Raw genomic sequence first — 20,783 nt, 5'->3', positions numbered from 1 at the left:
CGCGTCCGATACCGCTTGCGCGAGCCGCCACGACGGCGGATGCCCCAGACTTGGACATTATTACCCGGACTGGCCTTATCTTAGCGCCTATGGGGTTAAACCCGGCCATCCCGGTTTTCGGGCAAGCCGATGCGCAAAGACGAGATAGTGCGCCGGGCCAATTCTACGAGAAAAGCCCGGCGCTCTATGCTAGGCCGCGAGCGTGGCCTTGCGGTGGGTCACCACCTGGTCGGCGAGCCGGCCAGTCAGCTCCGACATATGATCGTGCTTGAACACGAAGGTGCCGACGCCCGCCGTCGCCGATCGGAGCTCGATGATGAGCGAGCCGATCTCGCTTTCCGGCATATGCGCCTTGACCGTATCCCAGCCCGACCAGCCCTCGCGGTTGTCGAAGCCGAGAAGCTGGCCTCTGTGGCCCGAGACGATCTGGTTGACCTTCGAGGTCGCATCGCTCGGCACATGCAGTTCGACCGCAACGATCGGCTCGAGCAGCACCGGCGAGCATTGCGGCATGCCGTCGGTCATGGCGATGCGGGCCGCCGTCTTGAACGCCATTTCCGAGGAATCGACATCATGATAGGAGCCGTCGGAGAGGTTGACGGTGAAGTCGACGACCGGGAAACCGAGAGGACCCTGCCCCATCCAGTCGCGGACGCCGGTTTCGACGGCGGGGATATATTGCTTCGGCACCACGCCGCCGCTGATCGTGTCGGTGAAGGTGAAGCCTGAGCCCCGCGCCAGTGGCTTGATTTCGACGACGATATCGCCGAACTGCCCATGCCCGCCCGACTGCTTCTTGTGGCGGCCGCGGATCTGCACCGGCTTGCGGATGGTTTCGCGATAGTCGATGCGTCGAGGCCTGGCATGCGCCTGGACGCCGAACTTGCCCATGAGCCGTTCCAGCGCCACCCGCAGATGCATCTCGCCTTGCCCCCACATCACCATCTCATGCGTGCTCTGGTTCTGCTCGAGCGACAACGAGGGATCTTCCTCCATGAGCTTGGCGATGGCGCTCGTCAGCTTCACCTCGTCCTTGCGGTCGGCGACCGAGATGGCAAGGCCATAGACGCCGGGTGCTACGTCGAGCTTGGTGAGCTGCTTCGTCGTGCCCTTGGCGGTGGAGATCGTTTCCCCCGTCGCCATGTTGTCGAGCTTGCCGAGCGCCACCGTGTCGCCGGTCTCGGCCTTGCCGATCTTCTGCGGCGTCGAGCCCAGCAGCGTGAACATGCCGGCGATGCGCGCATCCTGCCCCTTGCCGCCATAGACCGTGGCGCTGTCGGCGATCGTTCCCGAAAGGACGCGCGACAGCGACAGCTTGCCGCCATGGGCGGTATGGAAGGTCTTGAGGACCTGCAGGACGGCGGTGCCGTTCGCATCCGCGAGCCCCAGCCGCTTGGCCGTCGCGCCGACGGCCGGCGCCTCATGCCTGAGCGCCTTCATGAGCCGGAAGATGCCGTTGCCGTTCTCCGCCGAGCCGAACAAGACCGGGGTGACCAGCCCTTCCGAAAGATCGCGGGTCAAGTCGACGAAGACGCGGTCGCGCGGCGGCTCGATGTCGGAGAGCAACTGCTCCATCAGCTCGTCGTCATAGTCGGCGAGCTTTTCGAGCATGGCGAAGCGCGCTTCCTTTTCCAGGTCGAGCATGTCTGCCGGCATGTCGACGACTTCGCTCGGCGCATGCTCGCGATAGACGAAGGCGCGCTCGAGGGCGAGATCGACGAAGCCGCGCACGATTTCGTCCTTCCAGATCGGGATCTGGCGCAAGAGCAGCGGTGTCGAGCTCGCCGGCTGCAGATAGCTCAATACATCGCGCAGTCTTCCCTCGCTGCGGTCGATCTTGTTGATGAAGATAAAACGGGGGATCTTGAGGTCATCGAGCTGCTTCAGGATCAGCTGCAGCGCCGGCACTTTCTTATCGTCGGGCTCGCAGACGACGACGGCCGCATCGCAGCCGGCTAGCGCTGCACGCGCCTCCTGGCCGAATTCGATGGAGCCGGGGCAATCGATGAAAGTGAAGCTCTCGTCCATGAACTGGACTGTGGCCGCGTTGAGCTCGACGCTCATGCCATGCGCCCGCGCCTCGGGGGCGGCATCGCCGACGGTGGTTTTGTCGGCAACCTTCCCCTGGCGCGGTATGGCGCCGAGGCGGAACAGAATGGCTTCGAGAAGCGTGGTCTTGCCGCTCAGATAGGGGCCCACAAGTGCGATACACCTGGGACCCTGACGTTCTCTGCCATTTGTACTCATTCGGGACCTCCCTTTTGACTGCGCCAATGCCGTCCGGGACCGCCCGTCTCGTGCCGAGGAAACCCCGTCGGGGGCGGCTCCTCAGGTCCTATGCTTGCGCCGAATTGCGGTGATGACAAGTGGCAATCGCAGGCACCGTGCAATTCTGGGACATGGGCAAGCGGGACCGGCCCTTGCGGCGTCCGTTCTGATCATCACGTGCGGTATGTCGGCGGCTATGCCGGCCATCGCCATGCCGGCGCTCCCCTGATGCACGATGACGCCGCAACTCAACAGCTCGTAGGCGAGATAGGCAAGACCGTCCGGCGCGCTGATCCCGGCCGCCTCCAGCTTCTTGATCGTCTGCCGCAAAGGCAGCGAAAAGATCGCTTTGCCTTGCAAGCGCGTGCGCGCATCAGCCCTTCGATCAGCCGCATGTCGGTTTGCCGCCACCCGCCGGCGCGATGTTCGCGATAGGGGTCGATACAGGGCAGCGCCAGCAAAAGGTTCGATCGGCGCGGCTGATCTGCGGAAAATGCGATATCGGCCGTTTCTTGTATAGGGACGCATAGCCACATTGAGCCGGTACACCCCGGCCATCCGATCATTTTCCGAAGATCGCGTGCAAACAATGTGATGAGCGCGAAGACCGAAGGCTATCGCGCTTTATGGATTCGCTATCTGCGCACGAAATCCAGATAGAGGCCGGCGACACCCGCCGCGATATTGAGGCCGGTTTGGACCTGGACGCTAAGCGGTTGTAACGAAATGGTTTTTTTAAAACCCCCGATGAGGACATTGGCGCCGAGACCGGCCACGATCGTGGCTTCGGCGCTCGCCCCGACATAGGTCCCCTCGAGCGCGCCCCGCTTGGTCTTACCCGGGGCGAAAACCGCCCAGGCGAGGATGGTCTGGTTCGTGACTCCGATATCCACCCCCAATTTACGGATGCGCCCCTCGTAGCGCTCCACCCGTCCCCCGCCCGAGGGCTGATAGACGCAATTGACCTTCTTCGACGATACCAGAATCAGGCCGACACCGCCCTCCACCGAGCATGTCAGCACCCCGATCTTGACCCCCGATTTCGCATCTGCCGCCGAAGCGGAGAGGCCGAGCGCTGCCACGACAGCGGCGGCCAAAGCGAGCTTACGCATTATGTTTCCCTTTTCTTTGAAAGCTGGCCGAATCCTAGCGCCGATTGTGTCTCTAATGCGACCCGCCATTGACGCAGCGCGAAGCCGCGAGCCGGACAGATGAAATGGACATGCATGGAGAGACGAGCGGTATTCTTATTGTCGGCGCGGACCACGACGGCCTTGCTTGCGCAGTCTACCTCGCCGCTCGAGGGCTGAAAGTCAAGATCGTGAAGAAGCGTGCCGTCGCGCACGATACCTGCCGCCGGAAGACATCCACCCAGGCTTTGGGGATTCCGCCGGCTGCACCCGCAAATCCGCTCAACCCGAACGTGACCACCGGCACGAATCCGTCCGCGCACGGATTGACGGCCGTGAACGCCGCATTGCGGGGGGCATGAAGGATTGTCGCCCGCGATTCGCTTGCGCCACCTGGCCGGAAGAGCGGCATCTGCCTTCCGAAAAGACCATACGCAACAAAAGGATAAAGCACAGAGGCGACCCGATCTGAAGGTCTCGCGCTTTAGCTCTTGGATTTTGGGCAAATCTCCCTCATATCGGCGTTGTCATGGACTATTTGCTGGCCAGCTCCTTCGCCATCCTTCAGATCATCTGGATCGATCTCCTGCTCTCGGGCGACAATGCCGTCGTCATCGCGCTGGCCTGCCGCTCGCTGCCGCCGAATGTGCGGACCTGGGGCATCGTGCTGGGTGCCGGCGTCGCTATCCTGCTGCGCATCATTTTCGCCGCGGTCATCGCCCATCTCCTGGTCATTCCGTTCCTCAAGGTCGTGGGCGGACTTCTCCTCCTGTGGATCGCCGTGAAGCTCGCCAAGGGCGAGGAGGCTGAAGAGAAGAACATCGCCGCCTCCGACAAGCTTTATAAGGCGGTGTGGACGATCGCCATCGCTGATGCGGTGATGAGCCTCGACAACGTCGTCGCCATTGCCGCGGTATCGAAGGGCGATCCCTGGCTGTTCGGCTTCGGTCTCGCTCTGTCCATCCCGCTCATCATGGTCGGTTCGCAGATCATCATGAAGATGATCGAGAAGTTCCCGATCATCGTCTGGGCGGGTGCTGCCCTTCTCGGCTGGATCGCCGGCGAGATGATCGCCACCGATCATATCGTCGCCGACCGCTTCGCCATCGAGCCGCATTCCAATATCGTCTATGTGATAGCCGCCGTCGGCGCCGCCCTGGTGGTGGCCGTCGGCTACTGGCTCAAGTCCCGCGCTGGAGAAGCCGAAGCGCATGGCCGCGGGCCCATGTGAGGGGCGGCGCCGGCGCTACTTCGTTTCGCCGGCCGCAGCTTTCAGATGCGCGAACAGGTCTATGGGTATGGGAAAGACCACGGTCGATGACCGTTCGCCGGCGATGTCGTGGAGTGCCGCGAAATAGCGCAGTTGCATCGCCTGCGATTCCTGGGCGAGCATGCGGCCTGCCTCCACGAGCTTCTCTGCCGCCTGCTGCTCGCCCTCGGCATTGATCACCTTGGCGCGGCGCAACCGCTCGGCCTCCGCCTGCTTGGCGATGGCGCGAATCATGCTTTCATTGAGATCGACATGCTTGATCTCGACATTGGTGACCTTGATGCCCCAGGCGTCGGTCTGCTGATCGAGGATCTCCTGGATGTCGCTGTTGAGTCGGTCGCGTTCCGCCAGCATTTCGTCGAGCTCATGCTTGCCGAGGACCGAGCGCAAGGTGGTCTGTGCGAGCTGGCTCGTCGCCGCCATGAAGTCTTCGACCTTGATGATCGCGCGCTCCGGATCGACGATGCGGAAATAGAGGACGGCGTTCACCTTGACCGAAACGTTGTCGCGCGAGATCACGTCCTGCGGCGGCACGTCCTGCACCACGACGCGCAGGTCTACCCGTACCATCTGCTGCACGAAGGGAATGAGGACGATGAGGCCCGGCCCCTTCACGCCGGTGAAGCGTCCGAGGGTGAAGATGACGCCGCGCTGATACTCGCGCAGGATCCGTATGGCCGAGGTGAAGAACAGGATGACGATGACGGCGAGCACCAGATAAGCGAGATAGTCGAGCATCATGGAGGTTCTCCCAAGCTGGTCCGGCGACGGCGCACGGTGAGAGTCAAGTCTTTCACGTCGGCAATTTCCACCTCATCGCCGGCCCTGAGCATTTCATCGCTTTGCGCCCGCCAGCGCTCGCCTTGCGCCAGCACGTGGCCCGAATGCTCCGACCAGTCGAGGATCTCGGCGGAGCTTCCACGCATGGCCTGAGCCCCGACCCGCACCGGGTTCTTGCGTGCGCTCCACAGATACCGGCCGGTGAGGACGAACAGCCCGGCCATCAGCGCCGCCGCGACGGCCATGATGGTCCAGGACAGCTGATAGCCCGGAGCCTGTACCCTGAACAGCATCGCCGCGCCGAGGAGGAAGGCCGCAAGACCGCCGACGCCGAGAACGACCGTCGGGTTGAAGGCCTCGACGATGAGGAAGCCGATGCCGAGCAGCATCAGAGCAAGGCCGGTATAGTCGATGGGCAGGAGGTTGAGCGCGTAGAGGCCGAGCAGCAGGCTGATCGTGCCGATGACGCCGGGCGCGACCGCGCCGGGGCTCATGAATTCGAAAATGATGCCATAGACGCCGACGATCATGAGCAGGATGGCGATATTGGGATCGGTGATCACCGCCAGGAGACGGATAAGCCAGCCGGGTTCGAATGTTTCGACCGGCAACCCTTTCGTCTGGAGGCTCCGTGGGCTGCCGGCAATCTCGACCTTGCGTCCATCGATCGACTGGAGCAGGCCGTTGATGTCGGGGACCACCAGATCGATGACGCGTTGATCGAGGGCTGCGTTGGCCGAGAGGCTTGCCGCTTCGCGCACCGCCTTTTCGCCCCAGTCGGCGTTGCGTCCATGCAGCTCCGCCAAGCTGCGGATGAGGGCGACGGCATCGTTGGTGGCTTTCGCCGACATCGCATCCTTGGGCGGAGCGGACGGTGCCGGATTCTTTTCATCCTTGCCGGTGGTGTCCTTGTTGCCGTCCTCCCCGCTCGGAAGCCCCGGGAAAGGTGCTCCGATCTCGACCGGCGTCGCAGCGCCGAGATTGGTGCCCGGCGCCATGGCCGCCACATGCGTCGCATAGAGGATATAGGTGCCGGCGCTTGCCGCATGGCCGCCGGAGGGTGCTACATAGCCGACGACGGGGACAGGAGAGGCGAGCACATCGGCGATGATTTCGCGCATGCTGGTGGCAAGTCCGCCCGGCGTGTTGAGGCGCAGGATGACCACTTCGGCGCGTCTTTCGGTCGCCGAGGCCAAGCCGTCCTTCACCAGCCGGGCCGTCGCGGGGCCAATGGCGCCGTCGATCTCGATCAATAGGGCGACCTTGGGCGCGCCCGTCTCCGCCGTCGCCGGAGAGAGAAGAGCACCTGCCGCCACAGCCAGAACAGCCGCCAAAAGGGCCAAGCGTACCAATTTCATGGCCAGCGCTCCTGATATGAATATATGGCGCCGCGGCCGCGTTATTTCCAGATGCCGTCAAGAAGGGGCGAAATTCGCTACCGATCGCCGCTAGTCCCGCTCCATGGACGCCTTCCATTCGGAGAGGAACCGCCGGCGGTTCTGCCGGTCGAGGGTCGAGAGCAAGGCCGGACCGATGACGATCGGCCGATAGACGCCCGAGCCCGTGCCCGGATCGACCGCATCTACCCCCGGCGGCACCGGCCGGTCGAAGGAGAAGAAGAAGGACTTCTCCGCCGCCACCGCCTGTCCGCGGCTCGACACGGCATAATCGAGGAATTTCCGGCCGAGATCCGGATGCCCTGCCGTCTTGGGGATCATCGCGGTGCGGCTCAGAACCAGCGTGTAGTCGCGCGGCATGACGATGCCGATCGGCGCGCCGGCCTTGTAGCGGCCATAGGCATAGGAGCTCAGGAGATTGTAGCCAATCAGCAATTCGCCCGATTCGATCCGCGCCAGCAACTCACCGGTGCAGCAGCGCAACGCCGCGCGCGAGCGCCCGAAGCTTTCGAGCAGCCGGCCGAAGATATTCGACTGCTGCGTGTCGAAGAAGGCAAAGAGATAGCCGATGCCCGACTGCTCGATATCGTAGGTGCCGATCTTGCCGTCATAGAGCTGAGGCTTGGTCCTGAGCAGCTCGGCGAGATCATGATGCGTGCGCGGGACGTCGGCCGCGGGAACCAGATTGCGGTTATAGACGATGACCGCCGGCTCGAAGGTGAAGCCGAAGACCTCGTCGCGCCATTTCGCCCAATCCGGGGTGCGGCTGGTGTTGAGCGAGGAATAGGTTTGGGCGCAGCCGTCATTGGCGAGCTTGGCGATGTGGTCGACCGAGGACGAGATGACGATGTCGGCCATCGTTTCGCCTTTGGCGCATTGCGCCACGAGAAGATCATAGAGCTCGTTGGTCAGATAATCCGTGTAGTCGACCGTGATGCCGGGCTGGCTCTCTTGGAAATCCCGGATCATCGGCTCGATGGCGCTGAGATCGGCGACCGCATGGATGGTGAGCACGCCGGTTTCCTGTCCGACCGCCGGAAAGCGGTAATTCTCCTTGGCCGCGGCGAGGCTTGCCATTGTCGCGAGAAAGATCACAGCCAGGAGAGAATGGCAGCGCCTGGTCATGAAGCCTTGATCCCATCGAACCGGAAAAGCACCGAGAATATCCCCTCCGCCGCCGCGAACCGGATTTCGCCGCCATGATTTTGGATCACCTCTTTGGCGATGGCGAGGCCGAGACCGGAACCCGGACCTGAAGATTTGCCGCGGAAGAACCGTTCGGTCGCCTGTGGCCACTGCTCGGCTGGAATCCCCGGCCCGTCATCGGCGATTTCGATTTCGATTCCGGTCCCTGTCTTGCGCACGACGACGCGCAGGAGCGAACGCGCGCCATGCTGGATGGCGTTCTCTATGACGTTCTTGAACGCCTCTCTGAGGCTCACCGCATCGCCGTGCATTACCGCGGGTTCCGCCGGCGCGTCGAAGGCGACCGTGATGTCGCGGTCGAGCGAGATCGGCACGGCGCTGGCCAACGCCTCGCGCGCCAGCATCGCCACATCCACCTCCGACTGCCCCATGGTTTCGGCGCGATGGCTGACCATCGCGTCGCTGAGCAGCTGGTTGGTGAGGCGTGCGAGCTCGGCGGTGCGCGCCTTGACCCGCTCCATATGATGCTTGCGTCTCGCCTGGTCCTTTTCCGCGGCAAGCAGCTCGACCTGTCCGGTGAGCGCCGTCAAGGGCGTGCGGATCTGGTGGGCCGAATCGGCGATGAAGCGCTGCATGGCGGCGAGCCGTCCCGCCAGGCGCTCCATGAAATTGTTGATGGCGGAAATGAGGGTGGCGATCTCGGCCGGGGCTTCGACATCGAGAGGGGTCAGCACATTGGGCGGCCGCTTGAGCAGTGCCGCCTCGATATCCGCAAGCGGCCGCAAGGCGAGCCTGATCGCCACGATCATGCCGGCGAGCGCCAGGAAGCTCATGACGCCGACCAGCACCATGGCCTTGAAGGTAAGATCACGGGCAAGCGCATCGCGGGCCTCAAGCGTCTGCCCGACCACGGTCATGACCCAGCCATTGGCTTCGGCGAAGTAGCGCCCGACGGCGGCGATCCGGATCGGGTGGCCCCTGAATGTCGTATCGCCGACGAATGGCCCGGCGCCGCCGGCTTCGGCGCCCGGCGGAAAGGGAAGATCGTCGTAGCCCGTGACATTCGCCGCACCGGCGGTCGCGATGCGGTAATAGATCCTGGCACTGCGCGAGATCGACAGCGTCTCGAGCGCCGACACCGGGACTTGCGCCTCGACCACGCCGTTCTCGGCCGAGAGCGTCTCGCTGATCTGGCGCACGGCGCCATAGAGCACGCGGTCATAGGCATCATCGGCGGCGGTCTCGGCATAGTTGGATGCGGCAAAGGCGAGCACCGCGGCGCCGCCGAGAAGTATGGCCGAGATCAGGCCGGCGAGCCGCCAGAACAGCGACGACCTACTTCTCATCGATCGTCCCTGCCTGATAGCCGAGGCCACGCAAGGTCCTGATTTCCATACTGGCGGCGCCGAGCTTGCGGCGGAGCCGCGCGACATAGAGCTCGATGGCGTTTTCGTTCGCCTCCTCGCCGAAGCCGAAGAGCTGGTTCAGGAGCTCGGCCTTGCTGAACACCCTCTGCGGCCGCGCCATCAGCACTTCGAGCAGCGCCACTTCGCGCCGCGTGAGGTCCACTCTTTCGCCGGCGACCATCACCAGCCGCGCCGCCTGGTCGAGAACCACATCGCCGACCTCGAGCCGGCTCACCGTCGCGCCATGCCGCCGCCGGCCGAGCGCCCGGGCTCTCGCTTCGAGCTCGCGGAAGTCGAAAGGCTTGACCAGATAATCATCGGCGCCGAGATCGAGCGCGCTCACCCGGTCGTCGACCTGTGAGCGCGCCGTCAGGACCAGCACCGCCGTGTCGATCTTGCGGGCCCGGATCTCGCCCAGAAGCGTGAAGCCGTCGATATCGGGCAGCATCACATCGAGAATGATGAGGTCATAGGACTGCACATTGAGCGCATCACGCGCACCCTCTCCCGTCATCTGCCAGTCGACCGCATATCCCGCCCGCGACATGGCAGCGACGATGGCTTCGCCGACATCCGGCGTGTCCTCGACGATCAGGATCCGCATCTGGCGCCAAGGACCGAGTATAAAACCGCTTGTGGCAATGACAGCTTCATGACAGGATTCGAGCTTAAACGCGGCTCCATGAGTTAGGCCACAACAAGATGGCCGTCTGTCGATATCGATACAAGTGGAGGAACCCGATGACCCGTAGAACCCTTCTTGCCTCGGCTATGGCGCTTTTGCTGGCCGGCGGCCTTTATCCGAATCTCGCATCCACTCCGGCTCTGGCGCTCGACGAATTGCGCATCATCGCGCCTGCTGCGCCAGGCGGCGGCTGGGACCAGACGGCCCGCGCCATGCAGGAAGCGGTGCAGGGAGGTGGCGCCGTCAAGGCGGTCACCGTCGAGAACGTGCCGGGGGCCGGCGGCACCGTGGGTCTGGCGCAGCTCGCCGGGCAGGAATCCGGTAAGGACAATGTGCTGATGGTCAACGGCCTGGTGATGGTGGGCGCCATCCTCACCAACAAATCCGCCGTGACGCTCAAAGACACGACGCCGATCGCCAGGCTCACCGGCGAGTATGAGGTCATCGTCGTTCCGGGCTCGTCCGAGATCAAGACGCTCGCCGACCTCGTGGCCAAGCTCAAGGCCGATCCGGGTGCGGTCGCCTGGGGCGGCGGCTCGGCCGGCGGCACCGATCACATTCTGGCGGGCCTCATCGCCAAGGCGGCGGGCGCCGATGTGTCGAAGCTCAATTACGTGCCCTTCTCGGGCGGCGGCGAGGCGCTGGCCGCGGTGATGGGCGGCCATGTGGTGGCCGGCATCTCGGGCTACAGCGAATGGGAGGGCCAGATCAAATCGGGCGAGTTGCGGGCGCTCGCCATTTCGGCGCCCGAGCGCGTCGCAGGGATAGATATCCCGACTCTCAAGGAACAGGGCGTCGATGTCGATCTCGCCAACTGGCGCGCCATCGTCGCCCCGCCCGGCATCAACGACGAGCAGAAGAAGGCCCTGCTCGACACCGTCGATGCCGCGGTCAAGAGCGATGCCTGGAAGAAGGTGCTCGCCGCCAAGAACTGGACCGATCTCTATCTGCCGGGCGATGAGTTCGGCAAACTCCTCGCCGCGGAAGATGCCCGCGTCACGGAGATCCTGAAAGGCATTGGCCTCGTTCAGTAGGGCGGCCCCCGTGGAGAACAACACACCAAGATCCGGAGCCGGTCTCGCGATCGGCTTCGGCCTTGCCGTGCTGGGCCTCATCGTTTTCGTCGACTCCCTGGGAATGCAAGTGCCACCGACCTATGCGCGCGTCGGCCCGCAGGCCTTTCCCTATTTCATCGCCGCGGCGCTCGCCGCCGTCGGCGCCTATTTCGTCTGGAACGCCTGGGCGCCGGGCGCCAAGCGCGAGATCGTGGCCGAGGGTTTTGACACCGACTGGCGCGCTTTGCTCATCATCGGCGCTGGTCTTCTCATCCATCTCAATATCCTGAAACCTCTGGGCTTCGTGATTTCGGGAATATTCCTCTTCCTGTGCGTGGCTTTCGCTTTCGGCAGCCGCAATTTCCTGCGTGACGGCATCGTCGCGGTCATCTTGGTGCTGGCGAGCTATCTGGGCTTCACGCACGGGCTCGGGTTGCAATTGCCGCCCGGCATCCTCGCAGGGGTCTTGTAGCCATGGACGTGCTCCATTCGCTCCTGCAGGGTTTCGCGACGGCGATCACGCCGATGAACCTCATGTGGTGCCTGCTCGGCACGACGCTTGGCACCGCCATCGGCATCCTGCCCGGCATCGGCCCTGCCCTCACCATCGCTCTGCTGCTGCCGATCACCGCCAAGCTCGACCCGACCGGCGCCTTCATCATGTTCGCCGGACTCTATTACGGCGCGATGTATGGCTCATCGACGACGTCGATCCTGCTCAACACGCCGGGCGAGTCCGGCTCCATCATCACCGCGGTCGAGGGCAATGTGATGGCAAAGAAGGGCCGTGGCGCGGCAGCGCTTGCCACGGCCGCCATCGGCTCCTTCGTCGCCGGCACCTTGGGCACCATCGCCATCACCTTCCTGGCCCCGCTCTTCGTCAAGCTCGCTCTGCTCTTTGGCCCGGCGGAATATTTCGCGCTCATGGTGCTGGCCTTCACCACGGTCTCGGCACTCCTCGGCCTGTCGCTGTCGCGCGGCATCACCAGCCTGCTGCTCGGCCTCGCCATCGGCCTTGTCGGCACCGATGTCCTGACCGGCCAGCCGCGCCTGACTTTCGGCATCTTGAGCCTGTTGCGCGGCATCGATATCGTGGTGGTCGCGGTCGGCCTCTTCGCGGTGGGCGAGGCGCTCTATATGGCGTCCAGGCCCGACATGCGGGCGGGCGAGGTCATGCCCATTCGCGGCTCCCTGTTCATGACCCGCGAGGAATGGCGACGCTCCTGGAAGCCTTGGCTGCGCGGCACCGCTCTGGGCTTCCCCTTCGGCGCCCTGCCGGCCGGCGGCACCGAGATCCCGACCTTTCTGTCTTATTTCCTCGAAAAGCGCCTGTCGAAGAAGCCTGAGGAATTCGGCAAGGGCGCCATCGAGGGCGTGGCCGGGCCCGAGGCCGCCAACAATGCGGCCGTCGCCGGCGTGCTCGTTCCGCTTCTGACCTTGGGCCTGCCCACCTCGGCGACCGCCGCCATCCTTCTCGCCGCTTTCGAGCAATACAATCTGAAGCCGGGTCCCTTGCTGTTCTCGTCCTCCTCGACGCTCGTCTGGGGGCTCATCGCCAGCCTCTATATCGGCAATATGATGCTGCTCATCCTGAACCTGCCGCTCGCCGGGCTCTGGGTGCGCCTCCTCGCCATTCCTCAGCCCCTTCTCTATGGCGGCATCCTGCTGTTCTCGACCTTGGGCGTCTACAGCCTCAACAATTCGACCTTCGATCTCATCCTGCTCTTTCTGGTCGGCCTCCTCGGCTTCCTGATGCGGCGCTATGATTTCCCGGTGGCGCCTTGCGTGATCGGCCTCATTCTGGGGCGCCTCGCCGAAGCACAGTTCCGCCGGGCGCTTACCATCAGCCAGGGCGATGCCTCGGTATTCTTCACCCATCCTTTGTCGCTGGCGCTGCTCGTCATCGCGGCGCTCGTCTTCTTCGGGCCGCTCATCTATCGCTGGCGGGCGGCGCGGCTTCAGAGCGCGAAGGCTTCCGGGTAACGGCACGTTCCCTGTTTGCCGGCGAGCGCGCCGGGCTTGAGCTCGAGTCCCATATAGGCGTCGTGCCCCTGGAACGGGCTTGCGATATGGCGCACCCGTTCCGCCGCGAAGCCGAAGCGCTGATAGAAGCCCGTATGTCCGACCACGATAACGGCCTCGACATCCCGCGCCGCCAGCAGCGCGAGGCCGCGCCGGATGAGGGCCGAGCCGATGCCTTTGCCCTGATAGGCCGGCAGCACCGCCATCGGCGCAAGCGCCACAGTCTTGATCTGGCGGCCATCCACTTCGACTGCGAGACGGCTGAACAGGATATGGCCGGTGATCGTCGCGCCATCAACCGCGACGAGCGAGAGCACGCAAAGGCCACCACGACTCAAGGCTTCGATGATCCGCGCCTCGTCTTCGCCTTCGAACGCCAGCCGGTTGAGCGCCAGCACTTGTTGACGCTGCTCCGGTTCTTCAGGTGCGATCGCGGTCATCACCTATCCGTTTAGGACTTGCGCCTAACGGATTCAATTGACTCGTTATTTTGCCTTATGCCTGCACCTTGCCTTTGACGTATTTCCGCACGATCGTCTGATCCGGCGGATAGTTGTCCCGGGACACCGGCACCAGTTGGGCCTGGATGCATTTCCAGTCTCCGCCATCGCGAAGATAGGTGTCGGTATAGCCGGTCATCCCGGCGACTTCCTCACCGCCCGAGACCATCACATGCTTGTTGACCGACCAGATAAGGGCGACATCGCCGAACAGCGTGATGCGCTCATCGCGGTAGTCCCAATAGACGATGACGTCCGGATTGAAGCCGGTCGCCCAGCGCTTCAGATATTCGTCCCGGCCCCGCCGCAGACCCTCGGTGGATACATAGACGAAATCCCGGTGCGTGATGGCATCGTGCGATGCGACGTCGTTGGTCACGAAATTATGGATGAATCGAGCGTTCAACGCCTTGAGCTGGCGCATCGCCTCCGTCTCGCTCATCACTTCAGCCTTTCGCCGGCTTGCCGCAATAGGCTTCGAGCCGGTAGCCTTCCGGATCGATCACGAAGGCCGCGTAGTAATCCGCCCCGTAATCGGCGCGCAATCCGGGCTTGCCATTGTCGCGTCCCCCCTTGGCCAGTGCCGCCTTGTGGAAGGCCTGGACGCTTTCCCGGTTCGGCGCCGCAAAGCAGAAATGCAGGCCCGATTTCTCATCCGCCGGAACCGGACGGTCGCTTTCGCTGATCCACAGGGTGACACTGCCGCTGCCATAGCCGAGCGAGCCCGGGCTGTCGCTGAGGCAGGCATAGCCCAAGGGCTTCAAGGCCGCATCGTAAAAGCGCTTGGCGGCCGCGACATCGCGCACCCCTATCGAGACATGATCGAGCATAGGAAAATCTCCTTCAGAAAATGTCAGCAGTGTGGGGCATCTAAGCCTGTCGGCGATTGGCCGGCTTGGGGAAAATTGCTATTTTTGCGCATGGCCAGCGCAGCCCTTCCCGACACCCCACCACGCCCGCCTGCGGCCCGCATCCTGGCCAAGGGCGAAGGCTGGTGTGTCAGCGACGTGATCTGCACATTGGGGCCCGAGCATCGCGCTTTCGAGGAGCAGCATGAGGATGTGGCGATCGCCGTCGTCCTTGCCGGCTCCTTCGTCTATCGCAGCGACGGCGAACGGGCGCTGATGTATCCGGGATCGCTGCTGCTCGGCAATGCCGGCGCCTGTTTCGAATGCGGCCATGAGCATGGGACGGGCGATCATTGCCTGTCCTTCAATTTCTCGCGCCCGTTCTTCGAAGAGATCGCGACGACGGCCGCAGGCTCGCACCGCTTCCGCTTCCCGACCACCATGCTTCCGGCTTGGCGCAAGCTGGCGGGGCTCGTCGTAAAGGCGGAGGCAGGGCGCCACGACGAAGGTCCGCTACGGCTGGAGGAACTGTCGATCGGCCTCGCCGAAGGGGTGCTCGAGACTCTCACCGACGGCACGCCCCACAGGGCCGATGCACCTGCGCGCGACCGGCAACGCGTGAGCGACGCGGTGCGTTATATCGAGGAGCGTGCCGACATGCCTCTGGGTCTCGGCGACCTGGCGCAAGTGGCGCGTATGAGCCGCTATCACTTCCTGCGCACCTTCAGAGAGGTCCTCGGCGTGACCCCTTATCAGCTCCTGCTCAACCTGCGTATGCGGCGCGCGGCGATGGCGCTGAAGACATCAACGGCACCGGTTGCCGCGGTCGCCTTCGCCGCGGGCTTCGGCGATCTGTCGACCTTCAACGCCCGTTTCCGCGAAATCATCGGCATGACCCCGCAGGCCTTCCGGAGGAGCTGATTCAGCTCAGGCTGCGGGCCAGGAAATCGCCTTTGCCGATCTCGACGCCATTGTGGCGCAAAAGCCCATAGGCGGTCGTCACATGGAAATAGAAATTCGGCAGGCCGACATTGGAGAGGTACTGCGCACCCTTGACGGTCAGATCCTTGCCCGCCGCCTTGAAGGTGACCGCCCTGTCGGCGGCCTCGGCGAACTGTTCCTTATTCAGGCCGCGCAGGAAATCGATCGTCTTGCGGATGCGCTCATGGAGTTCATCGAAGCTCTTCTCGTCGTCCGGATGGCTGGGGGCGGTGACGCCGGCGATCCGGGCGCTCGTGCCCTTGGCGAAATCGCAGGCGAGCTGCACCTGCTTGGTGAAGGTGAACATGTCCGGAAACAGGCGGGCGAGAAGGAAGGCATTGGGATCAAGCTTCTTGGCCTGCACATGCACTTCGGCCTTGCGCAGCAGCGCCGCGAGGCCATTGAGGAAGTGGATGAAGACCGGAACCGACGCATCATACATCATGGGTGCTCACCTCAAATTGCCGCAGAAACGCTGGACGCGCCGGCAGGCGTCTTCCAGTACATCGGTCGCCGTCGCATAGGAGATGCGGAAGAACGGCGATGTGCCGAAGGCCGCGCCATGGACGGCGGCAACACCTTCCGCCGCCAGCAGCTCGGTCACGAAATCCTCGTCCGTCTTGATGACATTGCCGGAGGGCGCCGTCTTGCCAATGGCGGCTTTGCAGGAGGGATAGACATAGAAGGCGCCTTCCGGCGTCGGGCAAGAGAGGCCCTTCGCCTGGTTGAGCATCGAGACGACGAGATCGCGCCGCTCCTTGAACACCTTGTTGTTGGCCGGGATGAAATCCTGCGGCCCGTTGAGCGCCTCGACCGCCGCCCATTGCGCGATCGAGGATGGATTCGAGGTCGACTGCGACTGGAGCTTCGACATCGCCTTGATCAGGGGCTCCGGTCCCGCGCCATAGCCGATGCGCCAGCCGGTCATGCAATAGGCCTTCGACACGCCATTCATGGTCAAGGTCCGCTCATAGAGCGTCGGCTCGACCTGGGCCGGTGTGGCGAAGACGAAGTCGTCATAGACGAGATGCTCGTACATGTCGTCGGTCAGCACCCAGACATGCGGATGCTTTGCCAGCACGTCGGTGACCTTCTTGAGCTCAGGCTTCGAATAGGCGGCTCCGCTCGGGTTGGAGGGCGAGTTGAAGATAAACCACTTGGTCTTCGGCGTGATGGCGCGCTCGAGCTGCTCCGGCTGTAGCTTGAAGCCGTGCTCGATCGTCGTCTCGACGAAGACCGGCTTGCCGCCCGCCAGCATCACGATATCGGGATAGCTCACCCAGTAAGGGGCCGGGATGATGACTTCATCTCCTGGATTCACCGTCGCCAGCAAGGCGTTGAAAAGAATCTGCTTTCCCCCGGTGCCGACCGAGACCTGGGAGACCTTGTAGTCGAGTCCGTTCTCGCGCTTGAATTTGGCGACGATCGCCTTCTTGAGCTCAGGGATGCCGTCGACATTGGTGTATTTCGTGTAACCCTTGCGGATGGCCGTGATCGCCGCTTCCTTGATATTGTCCGGCGTGTCGAAATCGGGCTCGCCCGCCGACAGGCCGATGATGTCGCGGCCCTCGGCCTTGAGCGCCATCGCCTTGTTGGAGATGGAAATGGTGGCCGACGGTTGGATGCGGTTCAGCGAGTCTGAGATAAAGCCCATTCCAATGATCCCTGGTTTTGGCGCGGGCATCTGGTAGCGCCGCCACCGCCCGACCGCAAGGGTCCCATTGTCATGGCGACATTCCCTTAGCGCGGGATGCGAAAAAGTGGGTACCGGTTTTTCGCGAGAATCCCGCGCTAAAATATAAGAATCGATCACGTTAATGAGTTTGGATTGACTCAATCCAAACTCATCGTGATCTAGGCGGATCACCCCCAATGGGCGTTTACCGCGACGGGCGGCGGGTTGCGCAGCGTCTGGTAGACCACGCAATAGCGCTCCGTGAGCTTGATCAGGCTCGATTTCTGCTCCTCGTCGAGCTTCCCCTGGATGTCGAAGGTGAGGCGGATGTCGCGGAAGCCGACCGGCGCCTCCTTGGCGACGCCCAAGGTCCCGCGAAAGTCGAGATCGCCTTCCGCCTTGACGCTGGCTTCGCCTATATCGAGGCCGAGGGCGGTCGCCACCGCATTGAGGGTGACGCCGGCACAGGCGACCAGCGCCTGGAGAAGCATATCCCCCGAGCAGGCATGGACGCCCGAGCCGCCGGTCGCCGGATGAAGCCCCGCCTCGACCAGCGCTTTTGCCGTGTCGACCGAGCAGGTAACGCCTTCGCCGATACGGCCCTCGGCCTTGAGCGTGATGAGCGCCGCCTTGCCGTCCTGGCGATAGAGCTCCTTGAGGGGGGCCTGGAGAGCCTTGAGTTCCGTTGCTTGCATTCTGCACCTTTCGAATTCTGTCCCGGTGAATTGTACGAGATCAGCCGATCGGAGATAAGTGCGTTAATGCCCAGTCATCCGATTCTCATCGCCGGCGGCGGCATCGCTGGACTTGCCAGCGCTCTTGCCCTCACTCGCAGCGGCCGTGCAGCCCGCCTGCTCGAGAAGGCGGGCGCCTTCGAGACTGTCGGCGCCGGGCTGCAGATCGGCCCCAATGCCGTCAGGGCGCTCAAATATCTCGATGTCTGGGAGTGCGTCGCGCCGGCGAGCTTCGCACCGCCCAGGATTCTCATTCGCGACGGCCATAGCGGCAGAATCCTCCAGGAGATTGCGCTGGGTGCCGAATTCGAACGGCGTTTCGGCGAGCCCTACCGGGTCATCCACCGGGCCGACCTCCTGGCCGGGCTGGCGGAGCGGGCCAAGCAGCATGCCGGTATAGAACTGGCGATGAATGCGGAAGTGACGAGTGTCGCCGACAAGGGTGGTTATGTCGAGATCACGACCCCGGCCGGGTCGGAGCGCGGCGAAGCCCTGCTGGGCGCCGATGGCATAAGGTCGGCCGTCCGCCGAAGCCTCGGCCAGGAGGGTGCGCTCCGCAAGCACGATCAGATCCTGCACCGGGCGCTGACATCTTTCGACCGGCCCATGCCGGAGCACCTGGCGGCCATAACGCTCTGGCTCTGCCGGCGCGGCCATGTCGTGCACTATCCGGTGAGAGGCGGCAAGGCGCTCAATATCGTTGCCGCCATGGACGGGCGCTGGGAAAGCGAGGACTGGTCGGCGCCGGCGGCCCGCCAGGAAATCATGGCGCATTTCGCCAAGATCCATCCGGATCTGTTTCAGGTCCTGGCGATCTCCTCGCCCTGGCACAAATGGGCGGCCGCCGATCTGGCGCCTGTCACAAGCTGGTCGCGCAACCGGACGACCCTCATCGGCGATGCCGCACATGCGGCTTTGCCCTATCTTGCGCAAGGGGCCGCCATGGCGCTCGAAGATGCGGTCACGCTCGCCCGCGCAGCCGAACGCGCCGACAGCATCGCCCACGCCTTCAGTGCCTATGAGGCTTTACGCAAGCCACGAACCCGGCGCATCGCCCAGTCTTCGCTACGCCTCGCTCGTGCCTATCATGCGGGCGGCCCACTGCGCATCGCCCGGAACGCGGTGTTGCGGATGACCGACCCGGCCCGCTTCCTCGATCGCATGGCGTGGATCTACGACTTCGATCCACGCGCGTGATCGGGCCGCTTAATCCTCCGTTAACGGAATAACATCATTTCGCCACAGGCTCGGCCTTAAGCGCGCACAAAGCTTTCTCATATGAACTTCATTGGATCGTTGGATTTCGGGATTGGACGGCAAGCATGCGGGCAAGACAGGTCATAGAGCGCTATCGCGACTTCGCGGCGCGCACCCATCTGGTCATGGGCGTCTTTGCCTTGGGCCTCATTGCCGCGATCATCGTGCTGATGATCGTCAGCGCCGTCCCCTCGCAAGCCGGCTTCCTTGCGGCCGAGGCCAAGAATCTCGTCACCATGGCGCCGACGGGAGATATTCTGCTGATTGCAACCGTCGCCGCGGTCTTCCTGGCCGTCCTGGTGGTCAAGATCCTGGATTACCGGAATCCTGCCAAATAGAACGGGTCCGGATCAGCGACATGATCGTGATCCGGACCTGCTTCATTCCCGATCAGTTCGGGCCACCGGCAGAGGAACTGCCCCTACCGTTGCTATTGCCGTTGCTATTGCCGTCGCCACGCCCGCCGCCGGCAGTTTGACCGCCCTGGCCACCACCGCCGTTGCCGCTTCCATCCCGCGCAAACAAGGGGGGCGGAGGCGGAGGCGGAGGAGGCGGGCTCCGGAACTTCGCCGTACACTTGCCGCCATAACAGCCGACCTTGTTGCCGCAGCCATAGGTGCGTTCGGTACGCCAGAAATCTTCGTCGAGACGCTCGCAGTAGCGGCGAATCTCGTCGACCGAAGCGCGGAACTTCACGCGGCCGGTCGCTGCATCCGCCGGGACGGCCAGCATAAGCACGCTCACACCGCCAAAGACGGCGAGCGAGAACTTAGAAAGCTTATTCATAGGAACCTCCAGCAATTGGCGATCGTGTCCGATCGATGGCGGGAGGATGGCAAAGTCGCTGTTAGCCTGGCCTGAATGGCGGGTTCATCACGGGTTCATGACATCCGCATGTCGGATATCTGTGGTAAGGATCCTGAAACAGACGGCCTTTTGGGGCGTGGAATGTAAATGCGTCCGGAAACGTAATAGTCTCGTATTTCCCCTGGAGGACAGGTTATGAAGATTCATCTCGTTTTGGTCACGATACTTGCTTTGACCTTCGGCGCGGCATCGGTCGCTCCCTCTTTCGCCATGGATAGCGGCGGCACCAGCGACACCAATCCGAAGCCGAAATGCAAGAAGAACGAAGTGGTCAAGAATGGAAAATGCAAGCCGAAGAATCCTGGCGTATTGCCCGACGAGGACCTGTATCAGCAGGGCCGCAATTTGGCGCTTTCCGGCGAATATGACTGGGCGATCGGGGTGCTGGAACTGGTCAGCAACAAGCAGGATCCACGCGTCCTGAATTACATCGGCTATAGCCACCGCAAAGCCGGCCGCTTCGACGAAGCTTTCCGCTACTATCATAAGGCCCTCGAAATCGATCCGAATTTCGTCCTGGCCCGCGAATATCTGGGCGAAGGCTATGTGGCCGCCGGCCGGGTCGACCTCGCCAAAGTGCAGCTGAATGAAATTGCCAGCCGTTGCGGGACGACCTGCGAGGAATATCAGGAGCTGGCCGAGCACATCGAAACCGGCGTGAATTGAATTTCTAACGTTAGGGAAGAACGCCGACGGACAGGCGCTCTTCCCTTTGCACCTCCCAAATCTTCGTTGGCCTCCCCAAAATGGGGATTGTGACCT

24 protein-coding genes are annotated in these 20,783 nt (G+C 63.2%); 9 read left to right on the top strand and 15 right to left on the bottom strand.

The annotated features are described in order from the left end of the window. Positions 1–189: 189 nt before the first annotated feature. The 3 genes from DS839_RS08740 to DS839_RS08730 all read right to left on the bottom strand — a co-directional run bounded on the left by DS839_RS08740 (position 190) and on the right by DS839_RS08730 (position 3,380). The gene (locus DS839_RS08740) at positions 190–2,247 is read right to left on the bottom strand and encodes an elongation factor G (RefSeq protein WP_119269896.1); all 2,058 of its coding nucleotides are present in this window, start codon (positions 2,245–2,247) and stop codon (positions 190–192) included. Positions 2,248–2,328: 81 nt separating this feature from the next. Further along, a complete protein-coding gene (locus DS839_RS36365) occupies positions 2,329–2,826 on the bottom strand; it encodes a hypothetical protein (protein ID WP_162918396.1) in 498 nt (165 codons plus the stop codon). A 77-nt stretch (positions 2,827–2,903) separates the two neighbouring features. Further along, the gene (locus DS839_RS08730) at positions 2,904–3,380 is read right to left on the bottom strand and encodes a DUF992 domain-containing protein (RefSeq protein ID WP_119269894.1); all 477 of its coding nucleotides are present in this window, start codon (positions 3,378–3,380) and stop codon (positions 2,904–2,906) included. 68 nt (positions 3,381–3,448) lie between these two features. Here DS839_RS08730 and DS839_RS08725 point away from each other — a divergent pair, with 68 nt between their 5' ends. Together DS839_RS08725 and DS839_RS08720 are read left to right on the top strand one after the other, a co-directional pair. Further along, on the top strand, positions 3,449–3,760 hold the full coding sequence (locus tag DS839_RS08725) for a hypothetical protein (protein ID WP_162918395.1): 312 nt from the start codon (positions 3,449–3,451) through the stop codon (positions 3,758–3,760). 167 nt (positions 3,761–3,927) lie between these two features. Beyond that, a complete protein-coding gene (locus tag DS839_RS08720) occupies positions 3,928–4,629 on the top strand; it encodes a TerC family protein (RefSeq protein ID WP_119269892.1) in 702 nt (233 codons plus the stop codon). Between the two features lie 15 nt (positions 4,630–4,644). Here DS839_RS08720 and DS839_RS08715 read toward each other — a convergent pair whose 3' ends face one another. The 5 genes from DS839_RS08715 to DS839_RS08695 form a co-directional block, all read right to left on the bottom strand. Continuing rightward, the gene (locus DS839_RS08715) at positions 4,645–5,409 is read right to left on the bottom strand and encodes a slipin family protein (protein WP_119269891.1); all 765 of its coding nucleotides are present in this window, start codon (positions 5,407–5,409) and stop codon (positions 4,645–4,647) included. Further along, positions 5,406–6,806 (bottom strand): NfeD family protein, encoded by a 1,401-nt coding sequence (locus DS839_RS08710; protein ID WP_119269890.1) that lies wholly within the window; start codon positions 6,804–6,806, stop codon positions 5,406–5,408. Before DS839_RS08710 ends, DS839_RS08715 begins: the two co-directional genes overlap by 4 nt. Before the next feature lie 90 nt (positions 6,807–6,896). Further along, entirely contained in the window at positions 6,897–7,970 is a 1,074-nt protein-coding gene (locus tag DS839_RS08705; protein WP_119269889.1) for an ABC transporter substrate-binding protein, read from the bottom strand. Then, positions 7,967–9,337, bottom strand: a complete 1,371-nt coding sequence (locus DS839_RS08700; RefSeq protein ID WP_162918394.1) for a sensor histidine kinase — start codon at positions 9,335–9,337, stop codon at positions 7,967–7,969. The genes DS839_RS08705 and DS839_RS08700 overlap by 4 nt, the downstream gene beginning before the upstream one ends. Further along, a complete protein-coding gene (locus tag DS839_RS08695) occupies positions 9,327–10,001 on the bottom strand; it encodes a response regulator transcription factor (protein ID WP_119269887.1) in 675 nt (224 codons plus the stop codon). The genes DS839_RS08700 and DS839_RS08695 overlap by 11 nt, the downstream gene beginning before the upstream one ends. Before the next feature lie 137 nt (positions 10,002–10,138). On the opposite strand from DS839_RS08695, the gene DS839_RS08690 reads away from it, so the two are divergent. From DS839_RS08690 to DS839_RS08680, 3 genes are read left to right on the top strand one after another with little or no spacing between them, the layout of a single operon-like run. Further along, positions 10,139–11,116: a tripartite tricarboxylate transporter substrate binding protein gene (locus DS839_RS08690; RefSeq protein ID WP_119269886.1), complete on the top strand. Its 978-nt coding sequence runs from the start codon at positions 10,139–10,141 to the stop codon at positions 11,114–11,116. A gap of 10 nt (positions 11,117–11,126) precedes the next feature. Further along, the gene (locus DS839_RS08685) at positions 11,127–11,609 is read left to right on the top strand and encodes a tripartite tricarboxylate transporter TctB family protein (protein ID WP_162918393.1); all 483 of its coding nucleotides are present in this window, start codon (positions 11,127–11,129) and stop codon (positions 11,607–11,609) included. Between the two features lie 2 nt (positions 11,610–11,611). Further along, positions 11,612–13,120, top strand: a complete 1,509-nt coding sequence (locus tag DS839_RS08680; RefSeq protein WP_119269884.1) for a tripartite tricarboxylate transporter permease — start codon at positions 11,612–11,614, stop codon at positions 13,118–13,120. On the opposite strand, the gene DS839_RS08675 is transcribed toward DS839_RS08680, so the two are convergent. The 3 genes from DS839_RS08675 to DS839_RS08665 are packed head-to-tail and all read right to left on the bottom strand — an operon-like array spanning position 13,096 to position 14,489. Beyond that, a complete protein-coding gene (locus DS839_RS08675; RefSeq protein WP_119269883.1) occupies positions 13,096–13,599 on the bottom strand; it encodes a GNAT family N-acetyltransferase in 504 nt (167 codons plus the stop codon). The genes DS839_RS08680 and DS839_RS08675 overlap by 25 nt on opposite strands. 55 nt (positions 13,600–13,654) lie before the next feature. Beyond that, on the bottom strand, positions 13,655–14,101 hold the full coding sequence (locus tag DS839_RS08670) for a nuclear transport factor 2 family protein (protein WP_119269882.1): 447 nt from the start codon (positions 14,099–14,101) through the stop codon (positions 13,655–13,657). A 4-nt stretch (positions 14,102–14,105) separates the two neighbouring features. Then, the gene (locus tag DS839_RS08665; RefSeq protein ID WP_119269881.1) at positions 14,106–14,489 is read right to left on the bottom strand and encodes a VOC family protein; all 384 of its coding nucleotides are present in this window, start codon (positions 14,487–14,489) and stop codon (positions 14,106–14,108) included. Between the two features lie 90 nt (positions 14,490–14,579). On the opposite strand from DS839_RS08665, the gene DS839_RS08660 reads away from it, so the two are divergent. Next, positions 14,580–15,428 (top strand): helix-turn-helix transcriptional regulator, encoded by an 849-nt coding sequence (locus DS839_RS08660; RefSeq protein WP_162918392.1) that lies wholly within the window; start codon positions 14,580–14,582, stop codon positions 15,426–15,428. Between the two features lies 1 nt (position 15,429). Here the strand turns inward: DS839_RS08660 and DS839_RS08655 are convergent, their stop codons facing one another. From DS839_RS08655 to DS839_RS08645, 3 genes are all read right to left on the bottom strand, one after another. Continuing rightward, positions 15,430–15,933 (bottom strand): DUF1993 domain-containing protein, encoded by a 504-nt coding sequence (locus DS839_RS08655; RefSeq protein ID WP_119269879.1) that lies wholly within the window; start codon positions 15,931–15,933, stop codon positions 15,430–15,432. Between the two features lie 6 nt (positions 15,934–15,939). Then, positions 15,940–17,142: a pyridoxal phosphate-dependent aminotransferase gene (locus tag DS839_RS08650; protein WP_119269878.1), complete on the bottom strand. Its 1,203-nt coding sequence runs from the start codon at positions 17,140–17,142 to the stop codon at positions 15,940–15,942. 209 nt (positions 17,143–17,351) lie between these two features. Continuing rightward, positions 17,352–17,858 (bottom strand): OsmC family protein, encoded by a 507-nt coding sequence (locus DS839_RS08645; RefSeq protein ID WP_119269877.1) that lies wholly within the window; start codon positions 17,856–17,858, stop codon positions 17,352–17,354. Between the two features lie 66 nt (positions 17,859–17,924). Here DS839_RS08645 and DS839_RS08640 point away from each other — a divergent pair, with 66 nt between their 5' ends. Both DS839_RS08640 and DS839_RS08635 read left to right on the top strand, forming a co-directional pair. Next, positions 17,925–19,094, top strand: coding sequence for an FAD-dependent monooxygenase (locus DS839_RS08640; protein ID WP_119269876.1), 1,170 nt, complete (start codon positions 17,925–17,927; stop codon positions 19,092–19,094). Between the two features lie 125 nt (positions 19,095–19,219). Then, positions 19,220–19,492, top strand: a complete 273-nt coding sequence (locus tag DS839_RS08635; RefSeq protein WP_119269875.1) for a hypothetical protein — start codon at positions 19,220–19,222, stop codon at positions 19,490–19,492. Positions 19,493–19,544: 52 nt separating this feature from the next. On the opposite strand, the gene DS839_RS08630 is transcribed toward DS839_RS08635, so the two are convergent. Next, positions 19,545–19,940, bottom strand: a complete 396-nt coding sequence (locus DS839_RS08630; RefSeq protein WP_119269874.1) for a hypothetical protein — start codon at positions 19,938–19,940, stop codon at positions 19,545–19,547. Between the two features lie 216 nt (positions 19,941–20,156). On the opposite strand from DS839_RS08630, the gene DS839_RS08625 reads away from it, so the two are divergent. After that, the gene (locus DS839_RS08625) at positions 20,157–20,687 is read left to right on the top strand and encodes a tetratricopeptide repeat protein (protein WP_119269873.1); all 531 of its coding nucleotides are present in this window, start codon (positions 20,157–20,159) and stop codon (positions 20,685–20,687) included. The last annotated feature ends 96 nt before the right edge of the window (positions 20,688–20,783 follow it).

This window comes from Taklimakanibacter deserti (assembly GCA_003574785.1).
Note: the sequence above shows the minus strand (reverse complement) of the source record. Positions and strands in the feature narration are given on the sequence as shown.